The organism is Pseudomonas sp. LS2P72 (genome assembly GCF_054897865.1).
Map to the genome: position 1 here is coordinate 842,468 of NZ_CM142708.1, position 19,982 is coordinate 862,449.

Here is a 19,982-nt window from a genome sequence, read left to right on the forward strand (position 1 = left end):
GGGCAAGTCGGATCGCCGCACCGCTCGCTCCTACAGGGGCGGGGCGTTATTCAGTGACGTACTTCGCGCTGACATACGGTGAATAGTCCGGCAGCACCGTTTCAACCTTCCCTTGTTCCTTCAAGAACTTCGCCGTTTCACCAATCGCCTTGGCCGTGCCGCCGTCCAGCAGCGCGGTGGTCTGTTGGGCTTTCGCATCCGGGAACGTGGAACCGGCGAGCAACTCCGGCACATCGATGGCATTGGCACCGGTCAGTTTGGCGATTTTTTGTACCGGTACCGAGTCAGCAGTCCAGCTGTCCTTATGCGCGGCATAGTCGGCGAACGAGTCCAGCGTGACCTTGGCGAATTTGGCCACAACCTCTGGGTGCTTCTCGGCGTAATCCTTGCGCGCGACCCAGACTTCGAAGGTCGGCGCACCCCATTGGCCGACCTGTGCAGCGTCGGTCAAAGTCTTGCCAGTCTTGCGAATTTCCCCCAGCGCGGGTGACCAGACAAACGCACCGTCAATATCACCCCGCTTCCACGCCGCTGCGATTTCTGCCGGTTGCAAGTTCACCACTTTGACTTTCGATGCATCCAGGCCCCAGTGCTTCAGCGCACCCAGCAAACTGTAGTGTGAGGTTGAAACGAAAGGTGTGGCGATGGTCTTGCCGATCAGATCTTCCGGTTTATCAATGCCACTGCCGTTGCGTACCACGAGGGCTTCAGCGGCGTTGATCTGGGCGGAAACAATGAACGCAACGATGGGCAGATTGCGCGAAGCAGCGGCTGCCAGCGGACTGGAGCCGAGATTGCCAATCTGTACATCGCCAGAAGCAATGGCAGTAACCACTTCCGGGCCGCTATTGAAACGACGCCAGTCAATTTTCTGGCCTAGGGTTTTCTCGTACAGTCCGTCTGCCTGGGGGACTTTGCTGGGGTCGATGCCGGTTTGATAACCGATCGTGAGGTTCGCCGCGTGAGCGCTAAAGGAAATTATTAGCGACACACAAACTGTAACAATTGGGCCGGATAGTGCGCGTTTCGTCGTCATGGCGCTGCCTTTCGATAGGGATTGATCGTGAATTGCATCAAAGCTAATCGATCTAAAAAAAGGCTAATAAATACCCTTTAGGAATTAGCTTATGAGCCGGCGCCCGTGTCCCGGCTCAAGGAGTGGTGCGGCGCTAAATTCCTAAACGGCATGAAAAAGAATTGGGTGATTCTTTTTGGGTTTATGGCCCGGTAAGGAAGGAATTTGTTGGGGGTTAGACCATGGTCGTAGACACACATAGTTACGATTGACTTGTGAGTCACGGTCTGGCGCTAATCGCGGATCTTAGGAGCCCGGGCATATGACCCAGGACCAGGAACACAAGAATTAGAAACGAGAGGAGTGAACAATGAACAAGTCCACCTTGGCTCTGGGCGTGGCTGTGGCCGTCGGAGTTTTGGCGCAGCAGGCAGGCGCCGCCGGTTTCATTGAAGACAGCAAAGCTTCCGTCAGTTCTCGCACCATGTATTACAACGACGATAACCGCGATGCCGGTGGCTCGGATCAGAGAGAGACCGCTGAAGGCCTCAAGTTCGATTACCTGTCCGGTTTCACCCAAGGTACGGTCGGCTTCGGTATCGACGCCCAGGCTCTCGTGGGTATCCATCTGGACGGCGGCAAAGGTCACCATCCAGCCAACAACAACACGTTCTTCCCAAGTGACACCGATGGTTCGGCTGTGCACGAGTGGAGCCGTGCGGCGGCTAACGTAAAGGCCCGCTTCTCGAAGACCGAGGCCCACCTGGGCGGTGCTCTGCAACCGAACATGCCGATTCTGGTAGCAAACGACAGCCGCCTGCTGCCACAGACCTTTGACGGTGGCACCGTCACCTCGAAGGAAATCGACAACGTGACCCTCAACGTGGGTCAGTTGGAGCACTCGGCGGGTCGCGCCTCTTCAAACTCCACCGGCCTGGCCGTGGCTGGCGGTACTCAGGACAGCAACCAGTTCCGTTACGCCGGTGCTGACTGGAAGGTCACCAAGGACCTGACCCTGCAGTACTACCACTCGAATCTGAAGGATTACTACAAGCAGGATTTCCTTGGCTTGATTCACGTTTACCCGATCGACGCCAAACAGTCCTTCAAGACAGACCTGCGCTATTTTGACAGCAGCTCCGATGGCAAGAACGGCGACCCCGGTTACCGCTTCAACAACAACGGTGGTTTCGCCAAGACTCCGGGCGAGGTCGATAACAAGACCTGGAGCGCCATGTTCACCTACACCCTGGGTGGCAATGCCTTCTTGCTCGGTCACCAGCGCGTCAGCGATGACGGCGGTTTCGTCTACCTGAACCAGGGCAACGTGGTTGATGGCAATGGTCGTCCGGAAGCGAACGGAGGCGCGAGCTTCTATCTGTTCACCGATGCCATGATCAACGGTTTTGTCCGTGCCGGTGAAAACACCACCTTCGGTCAATACTCCTACGATTTCGCCGCTGCGGGTGTGCCGGGTCTGAAAGCGTCCGTGGCTTACTTGAAGGGCGAAAACATCAAATCCGCAACCGGTGGCAGCGATGCGTCCGAGTGGGAACGCGACATGCGGGTGGACTACACCATTCAGCAAGGCGCGCTCAAAGGCTTGGGTGCAACGGTGCGTCATGGCGTTTACCGTGGCGACGCAGCCGGCATTGCCGACAAGGACCAGACCCGTCTGATCCTCAATTACACCTACAGCTTCCTGTAAAAACCATTAGAAAAAGTCTCGCCCGCTAGCGAGGCTTTTTTTTGTGATTTACATATTCCAAATAGAGCTTGCTTAGTAATTTTTTATTCTTTTTAGCTTTTAGGCCAAACACCTAAAGTGGTTGGCTTATGAGCCGATACCTTGTGTCCCGACTCAGCGTAATAGCGCGAAGCTATATTCCTGAATGGCATGAAAAATAATGAAATAATTCTTTTTGTGTTTATTATGCGGGCCAAAATCACAGGGGCAGGCCATCGCTGTAGTCACACGGTCTGGCACTCACCGAGCATTTTCAGGATCCAGGGCATTCGACCCAGGACCTAAAGAATTAGAAACGATAGGAGCGAAACAAATGAACAAGTCCACCTTGGCCCTGGCTGTGGCCGTAGGGGTTATGGCGCAGCAGGCAGGCGCCGCCGGTTTCATCGAAGACAGCAAAGCTACTTTGGGGCTGCGTAACTTCTACATCAACACCGATAACCGTAGCGGTGCTGCCGATCCAAGCAGAAACGAAGAATGGGGCCAAGGCTTCGACCTGCGCTTCATCTCCGGCTACACCCAAGGCACCGTCGGCTTCGGTATCGATGCTATCGGCCTGCTGGGTGTACGTCTGGATTCGGGCGGCGGCACTAATGGCAACGTTAACGCCAATGGCAGCCCTGGTAGCGCTTATGGCGGCACCGTTTTCCCAAGCGAATCCAACGGCGAAGCGGTTGATAACTTCTCCAGCCTGGGCCTGACTGCCAAAGCCAAGATTTCCCAGACTGAACTGAAGCTGGGTACCCTGCAGCCAAAACTGCCGGTTATCGTGACCAACGACGGTCGTCTGCTGCCACAAACCTTCCAGGGCGGTCAGATCACTTCGGGCGAAATCAAGGACCTGACTTTGATCGGCGGTCAGATCGAGCACGTCAAAGGTCGTAACTCCAGCAACAATGAACAAATGTCTATCGGCGGCGCTTCCGCGCGTACCGCCAACAGCAACAAGTTCATCTACGCCGGTGGCGACTACAAGATCACCAAAGACCTGACTGCCCAGTACTACTACGGCAATCTGGAAGACTTCTACAAGCAGCACTTCCTGGGTCTGGTGCACAACTGGTCGATCGGTCCGGGCGTGTTGAAGTCTGACCTGCGTTATTTCAACAGCTCCGATGACGGTCTGAATAGCAACACTCCGGCCTATTACAGCAACGGTAACTACAACAGCACCGGCAACGGTAAAGGTAAGGTCGACAACAACCTGTATAGCGGCCTGTTTCTATATACCGTTGCCGGCCACACCTTCGGCGGCGGCTATCAGGTCAGCAACGGCAGCAGCGACTTCCCTTGGTTGAACCAGGGTGACGGCTCGTCGGCTTACCTGACTACCGACAGCCAGATCGCCAAGTTTGCCCGTGCCGGTGAACGTACCTGGCAGGCACGCTACTCGTATGACTTCGCCAAGGTTGGCGTGCCTGGCTTGACCGCCGGTATGGTTTACTTGCATGGCGACAACATCGATACCCGTTCCCCAGCGAGCACTGATAGCTCCGAATGGGAACGCGATCTGACTGTTGGTTACGTTGTACCGGAAGGCCCGTTGAAAAACGTTGGCCTGATGTGGAAAAACGCTACATGGCGCACCAACATCCCGGGCCAACGCGACCAGGACGAAAACCGCCTGATCGTCAGCTACTCGATCCCGCTGCTGTAATAGCGCTCGCGTAACCGCTGAAAAAAAAGCCCCGCCCGGCATCTCGCCGGGCGGGGCTTTTGCGTTTTCAAGTCAGGCTCACCCCCGTAAACCCTCCTCGACATTTCCCTCTTTGTGCAGCAACTCAAGGCCTTCTCGAACCTTGTGGGTGATAGTCGTCCTGACCGTTGCGGAGGTCCAGTGAACACATTTTTAATATTCATTTACGATCTAAACAAATCGATATTTATTCTTTTTAATGAATAAGAAATGCAGGCACAGTTGACCTCAACAAGCACTCACCAGGAGCAGCACCATGAGCCTCAGACTGGGCGATATCGCCCCCGACTTCGAACAGGATTCCAGCGCCGGCACCCTCCGTTTCCACGAATGGCTGGGCGATAGCTGGGGCGTGCTGTTTTCCCATCCGGCGGACTTCACCCCGGTGTGCACCACCGAGTTGGGCTTCACTGCCAAGCTCAAGGACGAGTTTGCGCAGCGCGGTGTGAAAGCTATTGCCCTGTCGGTTGATCCGGTGGATTCGCACCACAAGTGGATCGAAGACATCAACGAAACCCAGAACACCTTGGTCAACTTCCCGATCCTGGCCGACGCCGACCGCAAGGTTTCGGACCTCTACGACCTGATCCATCCAAATGCCAACGACACCCTGACCGTGCGATCGCTGTTCGTGATCGACCCGAACAAAAAGGTTCGGCTGACCATCACCTACCCGGCGAGCACCGGCCGTAACTTCCATGAAATTCTGCGAGTGATCGACTCGCTGCAACTCACCGACAACTACAAGGTGGCCACCCCGGCCAACTGGCAGGACGGTGATGAAGTGGTGATCGTGCCGTCACTCAAGGACGAAGACGAAATCAACAAACGCTTTCCCAAGGGCTATCGCGCGGTGAAACCGTACCTGCGTCTGACACCACAGCCGAATCGTTGATTTGAGATAACCATCCCTGTAGGAGCAAGGCTTGCCCGCGATGAGAACGACTCGGTATTTCTGGCGTCAGGGATGACGCCATCGCGGGCAAGCCTTGCTCCTACAAGGGCGGGGAACCGTATACATAAAGCAGGGGATTTCAGGCCGTTTTTACGGCCTTTTTTTTGACCGGAAAAAGCCATTTCATATAGAACTTTAACGAATAACCAAATGAATAAATATGATTTATGGATATAACAATCACCTGTTAAGGTCACTTCCATCAAAGCGAGATCGCAAGCCGCGAATCGCCAACACCGTTCAAGGAATCGTCTGAATGCTGGTCGTCTCACTCGGTGGCAGTCCCAGCCAACGCTCCCGTTCCGGGGTGCTGCTGGAGCGCTCCCAACGCTGGTTGCAGGAGCAAGGTGTGGAAGTGGTGAGTTACCAGGTGCGGGACTTCCCGGCCGAAGACTTGCTGCATGCACGCTTCGACAGCCCGAAGGTGATCGACCTGCTGCAACAGATTGAAAACGCCGACGGCCTGCTGATCGCAACGCCGGTCTACAAAGCTTCATTCTCCGGCGCATTGAAAACCGTGCTGGACCTGCTGCCCGAACGCGCCCTGGCCCACAAAGTGGTGTTGCCAATGGCCACCGGTGGCAGCATCGCCCACATGCTGGCGGTTGATTACGCGCTCAAGCCGGTATTGTCGGCGTTGAAAGCCCAGGAAATGCTCCACGGGATTTTTGCCGTAGACAGCCAGATCGCTTACGGCGAGGGCAGCGTCCAGGCGCAGTTGGCACCGGAGCTGGAAGAACGACTGAATGAATCGCTGGAGCTGTTTTTCAGCGCCATGGCCCGACGGCCCAAGCCGATCGATCCGAACCTGTTGAACGAACGTTTGTTGAGTGCTCGCTGGAGCATTTAAGCCTTACCCCCAATTTGAAGTACTCACCTTACTCAGCCGCCAACGGCCAAGCAGGTGCAGCCAAAACCCAACTGCAAAAAGGAGAGCGCCATGCGCACTGTCATTTTGCGTCGTGGTCTGGTCGCTCTGTTTGCTGCGGCTGTAACCTTCGGCGCCATTACTCAAGCTCAAGCCGAGACGCTTCGGATCGGTTATCAAAAATACGGCACGCTGGTGCTGCTCAAAGCCAAAGGCACACTCGAAAAACGCCTCGCCGCCCAAGGCGTGGACGTGCGATGGACTGAATTCCCCGGCGGCCCGCAACTGCTCGAAGGCCTGAACGTCGGCTCCATCGACTTTGGCGTTACGGGTGAAACGCCACCGGTATTCGCTCAAGCCGCCGGCGCCGATCTGCTCTATGTCGCCTACGAACCGCCAGCGCCGCACAGCGAAGCGATCCTGGTGCCGAAGGACTCGCCGATCAAATCGGTGCAGGAGCTCAAGGGCAAGAAAGTCGTCCTGAACAAAGGCTCCAACGTTCACTACCTGCTGGTCCGCGCACTGGAAGATGCCGGCCTCAAATACACCGACATTCAGACCGTATTCCTGCCGCCGGCCGATGCCCGCGCTGCGTTCGAACGTGGCAGCGTCGATGCCTGGGTGATCTGGGACCCGTACCAGGCCGCCGCCGAACAACAGTTGCAGGCACGCACTCTGCGTGATGGCCAAGGCATCGTCGACAACCATCAGTTCTACCTCGCGACCAAGCCTTATGCGCAGAAAAATCCTGAGGTGATCAAGACCCTCGTGGAAGAAGTGCGCGCCGTGGGCGAATGGTCCAAGGCCAACCCCGAAGACGTGACCAAACAAGTCTCGCCACTGCTCGGCCTGCCGGCGGACATCACCCTGACGTCGGTGAAACGCCAAGGCTACGGCGCGCTGTTCCTCACGCCTGAGGTGGTCGCCGCGCAACAGAAAATCGCCGACAGCTTCTACCAGCTCAAGCTGATCCCGAAACAGTTGAGCATCAAAGACGTGATCTGGACGCCTCCTGCGGCCGTTGCCAAAGCTCAGTAATTCGAATCCCTAAGGAGACCACTCCATGAGCCTCAATATCTTCTGGTTCCTGCCTACCCACGGTGACGGCCATTACCTTGGCACCACCGAAGGCGCTCGCGCCGTCGACCACGGTTATCTGCAACAAGTCGCGCAAGCGGCGGATCGTCTGGGCTTCGGCGGGGTGCTGATTCCTACGGGTCGCTCTTGCGAAGATTCGTGGCTGGTGGCCGCGTCGCTGATCCCAGTGACCCAGCGTTTGAAATTCCTCGTCGCCCTGCGCCCCGGGATCATTTCCCCGACGGTGGCAGCGCGTCAGGCTGCGACGCTGGATCGCCTGTCCGGCGGTCGTGCGCTGTTCAACCTGGTCACCGGCGGTGATCCGGAGGAATTGGCCGGCGACGGTTTGTTCCTGACTCATGAAGAACGCTATCAAGCCTCGGTGGAATTCACCCGTATCTGGCGCCGCGTGCTGGAAGGCGAGACCGTCGATTACGACGGTCAGCACATCAGCGTGAAGGGCGCCAAACTGCTCTACCCGCCGATCCAGCAACCGCGTCCGCCGCTGTACTTCGGCGGTTCTTCGGAAGCGGCGCTAGACCTCGCGGCAGAGCAGGTCGAAATGGTCCTGACCTGGGGCGAACCGCCGGCCGCCGTTGCCGAGAAGATCGAGCAAGTGCGCGCCAAAGCCGCGAAGCTCGGTCGCACCGTGCGCTTCGGGATTCGTCTGCATGTGATCGTTCGTGAAACCAATGCCGAAGCCTGGCAAGCGGCGGATCGGCTGATCTCTCACCTGGACGACGACACCATCGCTCGCGCCCAGGCTTCTCTGGCGCGCTTCGACTCGGTCGGTCAGCAACGCATGGCGGCGCTGCATGGCGGCAGCCGTGACAACCTGGAAGTCAGCCCCAACCTGTGGGCCGGTGTCGGTCTGGTGCGTGGCGGTGCTGGTACAGCATTGGTGGGCGACGGTCCGACCGTGGCCGCTCGCGTGAAGGAATACGCGGACCTGGGCATCGACACGTTCATCTTCTCCGGTTACCCACACCTGGAAGAGTCTTACCGCGTCGCCGAATTGCTGTTCCCGCACCTCGATATCGAGCGTCCGGAACTGCCGAAAAGCGCCGGTTATGTCAGCCCGTTTGGTGAGATGGTCGCCAACGACATCCTCCCCAAAGCCGCGTCGCAGAGCTGAGGCGCGTCATGAAGAAACTTATCCATAGCCTCGCGCCTTGGGCGTTGCCTGTTTTGCTGCTGGCGGTGTGGCAGTTGTCGGTGTCGGCGGGCTGGTTGTCGACACGGATTCTGCCGGCGCCAATCGCCGTCATCGAAGCCGGCGTCAGCCTGGTGCGCAGCGGCGAAATCTGGACGCACCTGGCGATCAGCGGCTGGCGCGCAGCGTTGGGCTTCGCCATCGGCGGCAGCATCGGCCTGACCCTGGGCTTCATCACCGGCTTGTCGAAATGGGGCGAACGCCTGCTCGACAGTTCGGTGCAGATGATCCGCAACGTGCCGCACCTGGCGCTGATTCCACTGGTGATCCTGTGGTTCGGCATCGATGAGTCGGCGAAGATTTTCCTGGTGGCGCTGGGCACGTTGTTCCCGATATACCTCAACACCTATCACGGCATCCGCAACGTCGATCCGGCGCTGGTGGAAATGTCCCGCAGTTATGGCTTGTCCGGTTTCAGCCTGTTCCGTCAGGTGATTCTGCCGGGCGCGCTGCCTTCGATTCTGGTCGGTGTGCGGTTCGCGCTGGGCTTCATGTGGCTGACGTTGATCGTCGCGGAAACCATTTCCGCCAGCTCCGGCATCGGCTACCTGGCAATGAATGCCCGGGAGTTCTTGCAGACCGACGTAGTGGTATTGGCAATTCTGATGTACGCGGTACTCGGCAAACTCGCCGACCTCGCGGCCCGTGGACTTGAACGCGTGTGGTTGCGCTGGCACCCGGCCTATCAGGTTGTTAAAGGAGGTGCGGCATGACGGCTCAACAACCTCCACGCCTGCTGCGCGGGATTCCGCTGGCAGTGCGCAAGCTGCAAAAAACCTTCGGCGCGCGGCAAGTGCTGCGCGAGATCGACCTGCACATCCCGGCCGGTCAGTTTGTCGCCGTGGTCGGTCGTAGCGGTTGCGGCAAAAGTACCTTGCTGCGCTTGCTCGCCGGTCTCGACAAACCCACGGGCGGTGAACTGCTCGCCGGCTCCGCACCGCTGAGTGAGGCGCGGGAAGACACCCGATTGATGTTCCAGGAAGCACGCCTGCTGCCATGGAAAAAGGTCATCGACAACGTCGGTCTCGGGCTCAAGGGCAATTGGCGGCCACAAGCGCTGGAAGCCTTGGAGTCGGTCGGTCTGGCCGACCGCGCCAATGAATGGCCGGCCGCCTTGTCCGGCGGACAAAAGCAGCGTGTGGCCCTGGCCCGCGCGCTGATCCATCAACCGCGTTTGCTGTTGCTGGACGAACCGCTGGGCGCGCTGGATGCACTGACCCGAATTGAAATGCAGCAGCTGATCGAACGGCTCTGGCAGAAGCACGGTTTCACCGTGTTGCTGGTCACCCACGATGTCAGTGAAGCGGTGGCGATTGCCGATCGGGTGATCCTGATCGAAGAGGGCGAAGTCGGCCTCGACCTGCACGATGAGCTGCCGCGCCCCCGGGTTCGTGGCTCCCATCGGCTGGCGGCGCTGGAAACCGAAGTCCTCAATCGCGTGCTGGCGTTGCCCGGCGAACCGCCGGCACCGGAACCTGTTTCACCATTGCCTACGCAATTGCGTTGGGCTCAATAACTCAAGCCTTATCCAACGACAGGAATCAACATCATGACGATCAAAGCCATCAACGTTCGCAACCAGTTCAAAGGCTCCATCAAGGAAATCGTACTCGGCGACGTGCTGTCCGAAATCGACGTGCAGACCGCTTCCGGCATCGTCACCTCGGTGATCACCACTCGCTCGGTGAAAGAGTTGGAACTGGTGGTCGGCAGCGAAGTGATCGCGTTTGTGAAATCCACCGAGGTGTCGATCGCCAAGTTGTAAGCGCGTGCATTGCACACAACCCCGAAGGGTTTGAACCCTTCGGGGTTTTTTGTGCGCGGGTGTTCAGGGCTCGGGTGCGCAGCGCCAACCGGCGGCGGGCGCGCAGGTGCCGAGTGAAGACAGCAGGCGTGGGTCGCTGAATAACTCACTGGCGTTTGGATCGATGTCTGCCGGCAACAGTGGCTGGCCGACCTGCATCGGCAGTGTGGAATAGTCGATGTGCCACGGGGTTTGTCCGGCGTGGTGACGGCCAAAGGAAAGTTCGCAGGCGAGCCGTTCCTGTGCGGTGGCCAAGTCGATGTGTTCGCGCAGATGTCCACCAGGTGGCAGCGCAACGGCGCGGCTGGCGGCGAACAGAAAGTAGTCACCGGCCAGCACCAGGCAGGCAACGCGCGCCGGATCATCGATCGCCTGCAACCACTGACCGCGACAGGTGCCGCGAGAGTCCGGCAGCCGCTCCCAGATCTCGTAGTAGCTGTCGTCCAGTGCGGTTTCGATCAGGCGTTCGCTGGTTTCAAAATGCATGCGCCCGATGTCTTCTTCAGTGCTGACGGGCTGGTAGTCGAGTTTGCGGTGCCACTGGCAAATGTCGCCGTTGACCTCGGTTACGCCGGCGAAGCCTTTTTGCTCGCTCAGGGTCAGCAAATCAGCGTGATTCAGCTGTTCCAGTGGCAAGGCTGGAAGCGGGGCAGGCGGAATGCGCAGGTCGGCAAACAAACGCGGGGTTTGCAGCCAGTACACGGCCGTTTCACTGTCGACGCGCCCCGACTGGAACTTGATCAGGCGTCGCTGCCACACGCCATGGTAGTTGTCTGGAACGTTCGCCATGAATACCTCGTTGCGTTATGCGTCGCGCTTGGACAGGTAGGGCGGCAAATACAGGCCCAGGTAGGCGTCGAATACCCGCATCCCTTCCTCAGCCATGCGTGGGGTGATCTGTCCGTGTTGTTGCACCGAGCGCGCATAGACGCGGTCGCCGAGCTCCATGGCCAGCGCGAACACATCGACATCGGTCGGAAGCTTCGGCAACTCGAAGTGATGATCGAAGAGTTTATGCATCAGGTCGCCGAGTTCGATGTCGTGCTGACGGTCGGCCTGGGTGACTTCGGTCAGCCCATGCTGGGCAAGAATGAGCTGGCGGGCGGCGGCGTCTTCGCTGTAGATCGCGAGCATGCGTTGTTCCACCAGTCGCGACAGATCGCGCCAGCCGTTGAGGGCTTCATGGTCGATGGGCGCTTGCAGACAGGCACGGAACGCAGCGTGGACGTCGGCCGTCAGGGCTTCGAGCAGCGCCGGGACGCTGGCAAAGAAGTGGTAGACGGAGGAGGGCGGGATCTCCGCGCGTTCGGCGACGCTATAGATCGACAGACTGGCCACGCCCTCGGCGGCCAGCAGCGTGCGGGCGGCATCGAGTATTGAATCGATCCGGGCCTGGCTGCGAGCGCGGGGTTTGCGTGGGGTGGCGAGTCGGGTCATCGAAGTCTCCTGCGGGGCAGCGGGCATTGTACGAGCAGGGGTGTGTGTTGTCTGCCAGGACGCCATCGCGAGCAGGCTCGCTCCCACAGTTGATCTGCAGTGAACATACATTCTGCTTACACAGAAAGTCCCCCTGTGGGAGCGAGCCTGCTCGCGATGAATCCAACTCGGTCAACTTTATGAACCCATAAAAAAACGCCGCAAGCTGTAAGGCCGGCGGCGTTGTTTTACTGCAACCGCTTACACGGTATGCAGGTACCAGTTGTACTCGAGGTCGGAGATGGAGTGTTCGAACTCCTCCAGCTCGCTCTCTTTACACGCGACGAAGATATCGATGTATTTCGGATCGATGTACTTGGCCATGACTTCGCTGTCGTCCAGCTCGCGCAATGCATCGCGCAGGTTGTTCGGCAGGCTTTGCTCGTTCTGCTCGTAGGAGTTGCCTTCCACGGGTGCGCCCGGCTCGATCTTGTTGGTCAGGCCGTGGTGCACGCCTGCCAGAACCGAAGCCATCAGCAGGTACGGGTTGGCATCGGCGCCGGCAACACGGTGTTCCAGACGGACCGCGTCGGCGGAACCGGTCGGCACACGGACCGCAACAGTACGGTTGTCCAGGCCCCAGCACGGAGCATTCGGCACGTAGAACTGTGCGCCGAAACGACGGTAGGAGTTGACGTTCGGGCAGAGGAAAGCCATCTGCGCCGGTAGGGTCTCGAGCACACCGCCGATCGCGTGACGCAGTGCGGCGTTCTGCTCGGGATCCTCACTGGCAAAAATGTTTTTGCCATCTTTATCGAGAATCGAGATGTGGACATGCAGACCGTTGCCCGCCTGGCCCGGGTAAGGCTTGGCCATGAACGTGGTGTCCATTTCATGGTCGTAGGCGATGTTTTTGATCAGGCGTTTTAGCAGGACCGCGTAGTCGCAGGCCTTGATCGGGTCGGCCACGTGGTGCAGGTTCACTTCGAACTGCGCCGGGGCACTTTCCTTGACGATCGCGTCGGCAGGGATGCCTTGCTCTTTCGCACCTTCCAGAATGTCCTGGAGGCAGTCGACGTATTCGTCGAGGTCGTCGATCAGGTAAACCTGTGTCGAATGCGGGCGTTTGCCGGAGATCGGCGAGCGAGGCGGTTGTGGGCGACCGTTCACGTTCTCCTGGTCAATCAGGTAGAACTCCAGTTCGAACGCGGCGCAGATGGTCAGGCCCATCTCGTCGAACTTGGCAACAACTTGTCGCAGAACTTCACGGGGATCCGCGAAGAAAGGTTCACCTTCAAGTTCGTGCATGGTCATTAACAGTTGCGCGGTAGGGCGCTTCTGCCAAGGCTCGTTGCACAGGGTGTCAGGGATTGGATAGCAGATTCGGTCAGCATCGCCGATGTCCAGGCCCAGGCCGGTGCTTTCCACCGTCGAGCCATTGATATCCAGAGCAAATAGAGAGGCCGGCAGGTTGATGCCTTTCTCGTAAACCTTATGGAGGCTGGTGCGTTCAATGCGCTTGCCGCGCACCACACCATTCATATCCGCAATCAGAAGGTCAACGTACAGAACCTCAGGATGTTCCTTAAGGAACGCGTTCGCTTCGTTAAGCTGAACGGCACGCGGGGGTACCGACATGATGCAACACCTTTGTTGTTAAAAATATCAATCATTGATCTCTTCGGATTCCAGTCAACCCGAACGGCATGCCGAAGTCAAGCGAGGCCTTTTTTGCCCTAAAAAAGCACCCTTGGGGCTTTTTTGAGGCACTTTGGGGCGTTTTTATGCCTTTGAGCCATTTAGCGCCTGCGGGCTTGAGCGGGCCGTGTTGTATTTTTTACGGGGGTGTTGTGTAAAAAAATGAACAAGGCTAAGCTCGATTCAAACCCATAACACCAATAATACCGGGGTGCTTCATGTCTCGCCTGCCGTTAATCGGCGTCACCGCCTGCTCTAAGCAGATCGGTCTGCATGCTTATCACATCAGTGGCGACAAGTACGTCCGCGCCGTGGCTTCAGCGGCCAAAGGCCTGCCGGTGATTCTTCCGTCCCTGGCCGATTTGCTGGCACCGTCCGATATTCTGGACGGTCTGGATGGCATCCTCTTTACAGGCTCTCCTTCCAATATAGAACCGTTTCACTATAGCGGCCCAGCCAGCGCGCCGGGCACTGCTCATGATTCTGCACGCGATGCCAACACCCTCCCGTTGATCCGCGCCGCCGTCGAGGCCGGTATTCCCGTACTCGGTATTTGCCGCGGCTTCCAGGAAATGAATGTGGCGTTCGGCGGTAGCCTGCATCAAAAAGTTCACAAAGCCGGTCCCTTCATGGATCACCGTGAAGACGATAGCCTACCGCTTGAAGGACAGTATGCGCCAAGTCACCCTGTGCACATTCAACCGGGTGGTGTGCTCGCAGGCCTGGGCCTGGCGAGCGAGATACAGGTCAATTCGATTCATGGTCAGGGCGTTGAACGTCTGGCGCCGGGCCTTTGCGTCGAGGCCTTGGCGCCTGACGGGTTGATCGAGGCTGTCTCGGTCCCGCAGGGCAAGGGTTTTGCTTTAGGAGTGCAATGGCATCCCGAATGGCAGGTAAGCTCAAACCCGGATTACCTTGCGATCTTCCAGGCATTTGGCGATGCCTGCCGTAAGCACGCATTACAACGCGACGCCGATGCGTCAAACAACGCCTGACTTATAAGAGTCAGGAAACCAAGCCTAAGAGGCATTTATGAGTAACAACCTCGACCAGCTCACCGATTGGTTGAAAGACCACAAGATCACAGAAGTCGAATGCATGATCGCCGACTTGACCGGGATCACCCGGGGCAAGATTTCGCCGACCAACAAGTTCATTGCCGAGAAAGGCATGCGCCTGCCCGAGAGCGTTCTGTTGCAGACCGTGACCGGCGACTATGTCGAAGACGACATCTATTACGAACTGCTCGACCCGGCCGACATCGACATGATCTGCCGTCCCGACCAGAACGCGGTATTCCTGGTGCCTTGGGCCATCGAGCCCACCGCTCAGGTGATCCACGACACCTACGACAAGCAAGGCAACCCGATCGAGCTGTCGCCGCGCAACGTGCTCAAAAAGGTGCTGAAACTCTATTCCGACAAGGGCTGGCAGCCGATCGTGGCGCCAGAAATGGAGTTCTACCTGACCAAGCGCTGCGAAGACCCGGACTTCCCGCTGCAACCGCCGGTTGGCCGCTCCGGTCGCCCGGAAACCGGTCGCCAGTCGTTCTCGATTGAAGCAGCGAACGAATTCGATCCGTTGTTCGAAGACGTTTACGACTGGTGCGAATTGCAGGAGCTGGACCTCGACACGCTGATCCACGAGGACGGCACGGCGCAGATGGAGATCAACTTCCGTCACGGCGATGCCCTGTCCCTGGCCGACCAGATCCTGGTGTTCAAACGGACCATGCGCGAAGCCGCGCTCAAGCACAACGTGGCGGCGACGTTCATGGCCAAGCCGATGACCGGCGAGCCGGGCAGCGCGATGCACTTGCATCAGAGCATCATCGACATCGAGACCGGTAAGAACGTCTTCTCCAACGAAGACGGGAGCATGAGCCAGCTGTTCCTGCACCACATCGGTGGATTGCAGAAACTGATCCCCGAGCTGTTGCCGCTGTTCGCCCCGAACGTCAACTCGTTCCGCCGCTTCCTGCCGGACACCTCGGCACCGGTGAACGTGGAGTGGGGCGAAGAGAACCGCACCGTGGGCCTGCGGGTTCCGGATGCCGGGCCGCAAAACCGTCGGGTGGAAAACCGCCTGCCGGGCGCCGACGCCAACCCGTACCTGGCGATTGCCGCGAGCCTGCTCTGCGGTTACATCGGCATGGTCGAAGGCTTGAACCCGAGTGCGCCGGTGGTGGGGCGTGGCTATGAACGCCGCAACCTGCGCCTGCCACTGACCATCGAAGACGCGCTGGAACGTATGGAACACAGCGCGACCATCGAGAAATACCTGGGCAAGAAATTCATCACTGGCTACGTCGCGGTCAAGCGGGCCGAGCATGAAAACTTCAAGCGCGTGATCAGTTCGTGGGAGCGGGAATTCCTGCTCTTCGCCGTCTGATGCGCCGGGCGCCGCTGATGTTGGCGACGCTCTCACTGAAATCTTAGGAGAATTCGCATGACCAGCAACAACCCGCAAACCCGTGAATGGCAAACCCTGAGCAACGATCACCACCTGGCCCCGTTCAGCGACTTCAAACAGCTGAAAGAGAAAGGCCCGCGGATCATCACCAACGCCAAGGGCGTTTACCTCTGGGACAGCGAAGGCAACAAGATCCTCGACGGCATGGCCGGCCTGTGGTGCGTAGCCATCGGCTACGGTCGCGATGAACTGGCCGATGCCGCCAGCAAACAAATGCGCGAACTGCCTTACTACAACCTGTTCTTCCAGACGGCTCACCCGCCGGTGCTGGAACTGGCCAAGGCCATCTCCGACATCGCGCCGCAAGGCATGAACCACGTGTTCTTCACCGGTTCCGGCTCCGAAGGCAACGACACCATGCTGCGCATGGTTCGTCACTACTGGGCGATCAAAGGCCAGCCGAAGAAGAAAGTCATCATCAGCCGCAAGAACGGTTATCACGGTTCAACCGTGGCCGGCGCGAGCCTGGGTGGCATGACGTACATGCACGAACAAGGCGACTTGCCGATTCCGGGCATCGTCCACATCGCGCAGCCGTACTGGTTCGCTGAAGGCGGCGAGATGACGCCGGAAGAGTTCGGTATCCGGGCGGCCAATCAGCTGGAAGAGAAGATTCTGGAAGTCGGCGTGGACAACGTCGGTGCGTTTATTGCCGAGCCGATCCAGGGTGCTGGCGGCGTGATCATTCCGCCAGACACCTACTGGCCGCGCATCAAGGAAATCCTTGCCAAGTACGACATCCTCTTCGTTGCAGACGAAGTGATCTGTGGTTTCGGCCGTACCGGTGAGTGGTTCGGTAGCGATTTCTACGACCTCAAACCCGACATGATGACCATCGCCAAAGGCCTGACATCCGGCTACATCCCTATGGGTGGCCTGATCGTGCGTGACGAAGTGGTGGCGGTGCTCAACGAAGGCGGCGATTTCAACCACGGTTTCACCTATTCCGGGCACCCGGTGGCTGCTGCGGTGGCACTGGAGAACATCCGCATCCTGCGCGAAGAAAAAATTATCGAGCGCGTCCATGCAGAAACGGCACCCTATTTGCAAAAGCGTCTTCGGGAACTGAACGATCACCCGTTGGTGGGTGAAGTGCGTGGGGTGGGCCTGCTGGGGGCGATCGAGCTGGTGCAGGACAAGGCCACTCGCAAGCGTTTCGAAGGCAAGGGCGCCGGCATGATTTGCCGCACGTTCTGCTTCGAAAACGGCCTGATCATGCGCGCCGTCGGCGACACCATGATCATCGCTCCGCCACTGGTGATTACACCGGCTGAAATCGATGAGTTGGTGACCAAGGCACGCAAGTGTCTGGACCTGACCCTGAGTGCATTGCAGGGCTAAGTGCTAGGCTCTGAGCGGGGTGCGAAGTTCGCATTTCGCTCAGCGCAAACAAAGGATTGGTCTTTCCTTGAAAGCCTGCCTTGGATCTTGCCAGACTACCGGTTGTTTTAGTTGCCCAGGAATAGGCCGCTGGCTCTTGGTTAACAAGAACGTGGTTAAAAAGAATAATTGGAGCATTACCCATGAAGGCATTAGGTATGAAGATAGCTGGCAAGACCCTCCTCGCCATGTCCCTGATGGGCGTGATGGCGGGCGCAGTTCAGGCGGACGACAAGGTTCTTCACGTGTACAACTGGTCCGATTACATCGCACCGGATACCGTCAAGAAGTTCGAAGCCGAGTCGGGGATCAAGGTTGTCTACGACGTATTCGACAGTAACGAAACCCTGGAAGCCAAGCTGCTGGCAGGCAAGTCCGGCTACGACATCGTCGTACCGTCGAACAACTTCCTGGCCAAGCAGATCAAGGCCGGCGTTTACCAGAAGCTCGACAAGTCCAAGCTGCCTAACTGGAAGAACCTGAACCCTGACCTGCTTAAAGCTGTATCGGTGAGTGACCCGGGCAACGAACACGCTTTCCCGTACATGTGGGGTTCGATCGGTATCGGCTTCAATGCCGAGAAGGTCAAGGCTGCACTGGGTGCCGATGCGCCAACGAATTCCTGGGACCTGCTGTTCAAACCTGAAAACGCCGCCAAGTTGAAGTCGTGCGGTATCAGTTTCCTCGATTCGCCAACCGAGATGATTCCGGTGGCGTTGCACTACCTGGGCTATCCAACCGACAGCCAGGACAAAAAACAACTGGCCGAAGCCGAAGCACTGTTCCTGAAGATTCGTCCTTCGGTGGGCTACTTCCACTCGTCCAAGTACATCTCTGACCTGGCCAACGGCAACATCTGCGTAGCCGTGGGTTACTCGGGTGACATCTACCAGGCCAAGTCCCGCGCGGCTGAAGCCGGTGACAAGGTGAAAGTCAGCTACAACATTCCGAAAGAAGGTGCGGGCAGCTTCTACGACATGGTCGCCATCCCTAAAGATGCCGAAAACGTCGAAGGCGCCTACAAGTTCATGACCTTCCTGCAGAAGCCGGAAATCATGGCTGAAATCACCAACGCCGTACGCTTCCCGAACGGTAACGCGGCCGCCACCGCATTGGTCGATAAAGAAATCACCGCTGACCCAGGCATCTATCCGCCAGCGGACGTGCTGGCCAAGCTGTACGCGATTGCCGACTTGCCGGCCGCGACCCAGCGGATCATGACTCGCAGCTGGACCAAGATCAAATCCGGTAAGTAAGTAATTAACCTGTAGGAGCGAGCCTGCTCGCGATGAACCTGAGAGCGCCGCTGGGTGTCAGGCACCCATCGTTATCGTTGACGACCATCGCGAGCAGGCTCGCTCCCACAGGTGCAACTGCATAAAAGTTTTGCTGGAACGGTTTTTCGAGGGTAAGTTGCGCGCCGGTTTTGTTGCCAGGCAGCCATGGTTGTCATGTAACGCGGGGCAACTTGGGCCCAACTAATTTTAGAGGACCTCCACGTGCCTATTTTTTCTTTGTTACGCAATGCATTGCTGGTCGGCGCCGGACTGACGCTTGCCGTTAGTGTCCAGGCTGCTGGCACTGTGCATATTTATAACTGGTCGGATTACATCGGCGAGACCACCCTGGCCGACTTCCAGAAAGAGACCGGCATCAAACCCGTGTATGACGTCTTCGACTCTAACGAAACCCTGGAAGGCAAGTTGCTGGCCGGGCGTACCGGTTATGACGTGGTCGTGCCGTCCAACCACTTCCTTGGCAAGCAGATCAAGGCCGGTGCGTTCCAGAAACTCGACAAGTCGAAGTTGCCGAACTACTCGAACCTCGACCCCGTATTGCTCAAGCGCCTGGAGCAAAACGATCCGGGCAACCTGTACGCCGTGCCGTACCTGTGGGGCACCAACGGCATTGGCTACAACGTCGACAAAGTGAAGGCTGTACTGGGCCTCGACAAGATCGATTCCTGGGATGTGGTGTTCGAGCCGCAAAACATCAAGAAACTGCACAGCTGCGGCGTAGCGTTCCTCGACTCCGCTGATGAAATGATGCCCACGGTCCTCAACTACATGGGCCTGAACGCCAACAGCACCAACCCCGAAGACTACAAAAAGGCCGAAGCAAAGTTGATCGCGGTGCGGCCTTACGTGACCTATTTCCACTCGTCCAAATACATCGCGGACCTGGCCAACGGCGACATCTGCGTGGCGATCGGTTTTTCCGGCGACATGTTCCAGGCCAAGGCCCGCGCGGCTGAAGCCGGCAAAGGCATGAACATCGCCTACTCGATTCCGAAAGAGGGCGGCGCGCTCTGGTTCGACATGCTGGCGATCCCCAAGGATGCGGCCAACGTCAAGGAAGCCCATGCCTTCATCAACTATTTGCTGAAACCCGAGGTGATCGCCCAGGTCAGTGATTACGTGGGCTACGCCAACCCTAACCCAGGGTCGGACACACTGATGGAACAGTCCATTCGCACCGACGAATCGGTTTATCCACCGCAAGCCGTCCTCGACAAGACTTACGTGTCTATCGAGTTACCACCAAACATTCAACGTTTGATGACCCGCAGCTGGACCAAGGTCAAGTCGGGTAAATAGCTACAAAGGCTCAAATTATCCAAGGTTGGCTCACCTTGAGCGAA

At 58.0% G+C, this 19,982-nt stretch carries 18 protein-coding genes; 14 read left to right on the forward strand and 4 right to left on the reverse strand.

Annotation, left to right across the window (positions count from 1 at the left end; genetic code table 11):
- Positions 1 to 46 precede the first annotated feature (46 nt).
- On the reverse strand, positions 47 to 1,036 hold the full coding sequence (gene tauA / locus ACYZUA_RS03815; RefSeq protein ID WP_461962129.1) for a taurine ABC transporter substrate-binding protein: 990 nt from the start codon (positions 1,034 to 1,036) through the stop codon (positions 47 to 49).
- Between the two features lie 349 nt (positions 1,037 to 1,385).
- On the opposite strand from tauA, the gene ACYZUA_RS03820 reads away from it, so the two are divergent.
- The 9 genes from ACYZUA_RS03820 (at position 1,386) to ACYZUA_RS03860 (ending at position 10,336) form a co-directional block, all read left to right on the forward strand.
- The gene (locus ACYZUA_RS03820) at positions 1,386 to 2,723 is read left to right on the forward strand and encodes an OprD family porin (RefSeq protein WP_461962130.1); all 1,338 of its coding nucleotides are present in this window, start codon (positions 1,386 to 1,388) and stop codon (positions 2,721 to 2,723) included.
- A gap of 352 nt (positions 2,724 to 3,075) precedes the next feature.
- Entirely contained in the window at positions 3,076 to 4,419 is a 1,344-nt protein-coding gene (locus ACYZUA_RS03825; RefSeq protein WP_461962131.1) for an OprD family porin, read from the forward strand.
- Between the two features lie 295 nt (positions 4,420 to 4,714).
- On the forward strand, positions 4,715 to 5,353 hold the full coding sequence (locus ACYZUA_RS03830) for a peroxiredoxin (protein WP_046053759.1): 639 nt from the start codon (positions 4,715 to 4,717) through the stop codon (positions 5,351 to 5,353).
- 316 nt (positions 5,354 to 5,669) lie between these two features.
- A complete protein-coding gene (gene ssuE / locus ACYZUA_RS03835; RefSeq protein WP_008150435.1) occupies positions 5,670 to 6,263 on the forward strand; it encodes an NADPH-dependent FMN reductase in 594 nt (197 codons plus the stop codon).
- Between the two features lie 90 nt (positions 6,264 to 6,353).
- Complete coding sequence (locus ACYZUA_RS03840; RefSeq protein WP_461962132.1) at positions 6,354 to 7,319, forward strand: sulfonate ABC transporter substrate-binding protein; 966 nt, start codon at positions 6,354 to 6,356, stop codon at positions 7,317 to 7,319.
- 25 nt (positions 7,320 to 7,344) lie between these two features.
- Positions 7,345 to 8,493, forward strand: a complete 1,149-nt coding sequence (gene ssuD, locus ACYZUA_RS03845; RefSeq protein ID WP_461962133.1) for an FMNH2-dependent alkanesulfonate monooxygenase — start codon at positions 7,345 to 7,347, stop codon at positions 8,491 to 8,493.
- Between the two features lie 8 nt (positions 8,494 to 8,501).
- On the forward strand, positions 8,502 to 9,284 hold the full coding sequence (ssuC, locus tag ACYZUA_RS03850) for an aliphatic sulfonate ABC transporter permease SsuC (RefSeq protein ID WP_461962134.1): 783 nt from the start codon (positions 8,502 to 8,504) through the stop codon (positions 9,282 to 9,284).
- On the forward strand, positions 9,281 to 10,087 hold the full coding sequence (gene ssuB, locus ACYZUA_RS03855) for an aliphatic sulfonates ABC transporter ATP-binding protein (protein ID WP_461962135.1): 807 nt from the start codon (positions 9,281 to 9,283) through the stop codon (positions 10,085 to 10,087). The genes ssuC and ssuB overlap by 4 nt, the downstream gene beginning before the upstream one ends.
- Positions 10,088 to 10,120: 33 nt before the next feature.
- Positions 10,121 to 10,336, forward strand: a complete 216-nt coding sequence (locus ACYZUA_RS03860) for a TOBE domain-containing protein (RefSeq protein WP_003229256.1) — start codon at positions 10,121 to 10,123, stop codon at positions 10,334 to 10,336.
- A gap of 63 nt (positions 10,337 to 10,399) precedes the next feature.
- Here the strand turns inward: ACYZUA_RS03860 and ACYZUA_RS03865 are convergent, their stop codons facing one another.
- The 3 genes from ACYZUA_RS03865 to ACYZUA_RS03875 form a co-directional block, all read right to left on the reverse strand.
- Positions 10,400 to 11,164 (reverse strand): hypothetical protein, encoded by a 765-nt coding sequence (locus ACYZUA_RS03865; protein ID WP_461962136.1) that lies wholly within the window; start codon positions 11,162 to 11,164, stop codon positions 10,400 to 10,402.
- Positions 11,165 to 11,179: 15 nt separating this feature from the next.
- Complete coding sequence (locus ACYZUA_RS03870; protein ID WP_095127015.1) at positions 11,180 to 11,812, reverse strand: TetR/AcrR family transcriptional regulator; 633 nt, start codon at positions 11,810 to 11,812, stop codon at positions 11,180 to 11,182.
- 240 nt (positions 11,813 to 12,052) lie between these two features.
- On the reverse strand, positions 12,053 to 13,429 hold the full coding sequence (locus tag ACYZUA_RS03875; RefSeq protein ID WP_008150449.1) for a glutamine synthetase family protein: 1,377 nt from the start codon (positions 13,427 to 13,429) through the stop codon (positions 12,053 to 12,055).
- A gap of 278 nt (positions 13,430 to 13,707) precedes the next feature.
- Here ACYZUA_RS03875 and ACYZUA_RS03880 point away from each other — a divergent pair, with 278 nt between their 5' ends.
- The 5 genes from ACYZUA_RS03880 (at position 13,708) to ACYZUA_RS03900 (ending at position 19,938) form a co-directional block, all read left to right on the forward strand.
- The gene (locus ACYZUA_RS03880) at positions 13,708 to 14,484 is read left to right on the forward strand and encodes a gamma-glutamyl-gamma-aminobutyrate hydrolase family protein (protein WP_461962137.1); all 777 of its coding nucleotides are present in this window, start codon (positions 13,708 to 13,710) and stop codon (positions 14,482 to 14,484) included.
- A gap of 37 nt (positions 14,485 to 14,521) precedes the next feature.
- Positions 14,522 to 15,880: a glutamine synthetase family protein gene (locus ACYZUA_RS03885; RefSeq protein ID WP_461962138.1), complete on the forward strand. Its 1,359-nt coding sequence runs from the start codon at positions 14,522 to 14,524 to the stop codon at positions 15,878 to 15,880.
- 57 nt (positions 15,881 to 15,937) lie between these two features.
- Positions 15,938 to 17,302: an aspartate aminotransferase family protein gene (locus ACYZUA_RS03890; protein WP_461962139.1), complete on the forward strand. Its 1,365-nt coding sequence runs from the start codon at positions 15,938 to 15,940 to the stop codon at positions 17,300 to 17,302.
- A 197-nt stretch (positions 17,303 to 17,499) separates the two neighbouring features.
- On the forward strand, positions 17,500 to 18,597 hold the full coding sequence (locus tag ACYZUA_RS03895) for a polyamine ABC transporter substrate-binding protein (RefSeq protein WP_461963863.1): 1,098 nt from the start codon (positions 17,500 to 17,502) through the stop codon (positions 18,595 to 18,597).
- A gap of 243 nt (positions 18,598 to 18,840) precedes the next feature.
- Entirely contained in the window at positions 18,841 to 19,938 is a 1,098-nt protein-coding gene (locus ACYZUA_RS03900; protein ID WP_461962140.1) for a polyamine ABC transporter substrate-binding protein, read from the forward strand.
- The last annotated feature ends 44 nt before the right edge of the window (positions 19,939 to 19,982 follow it).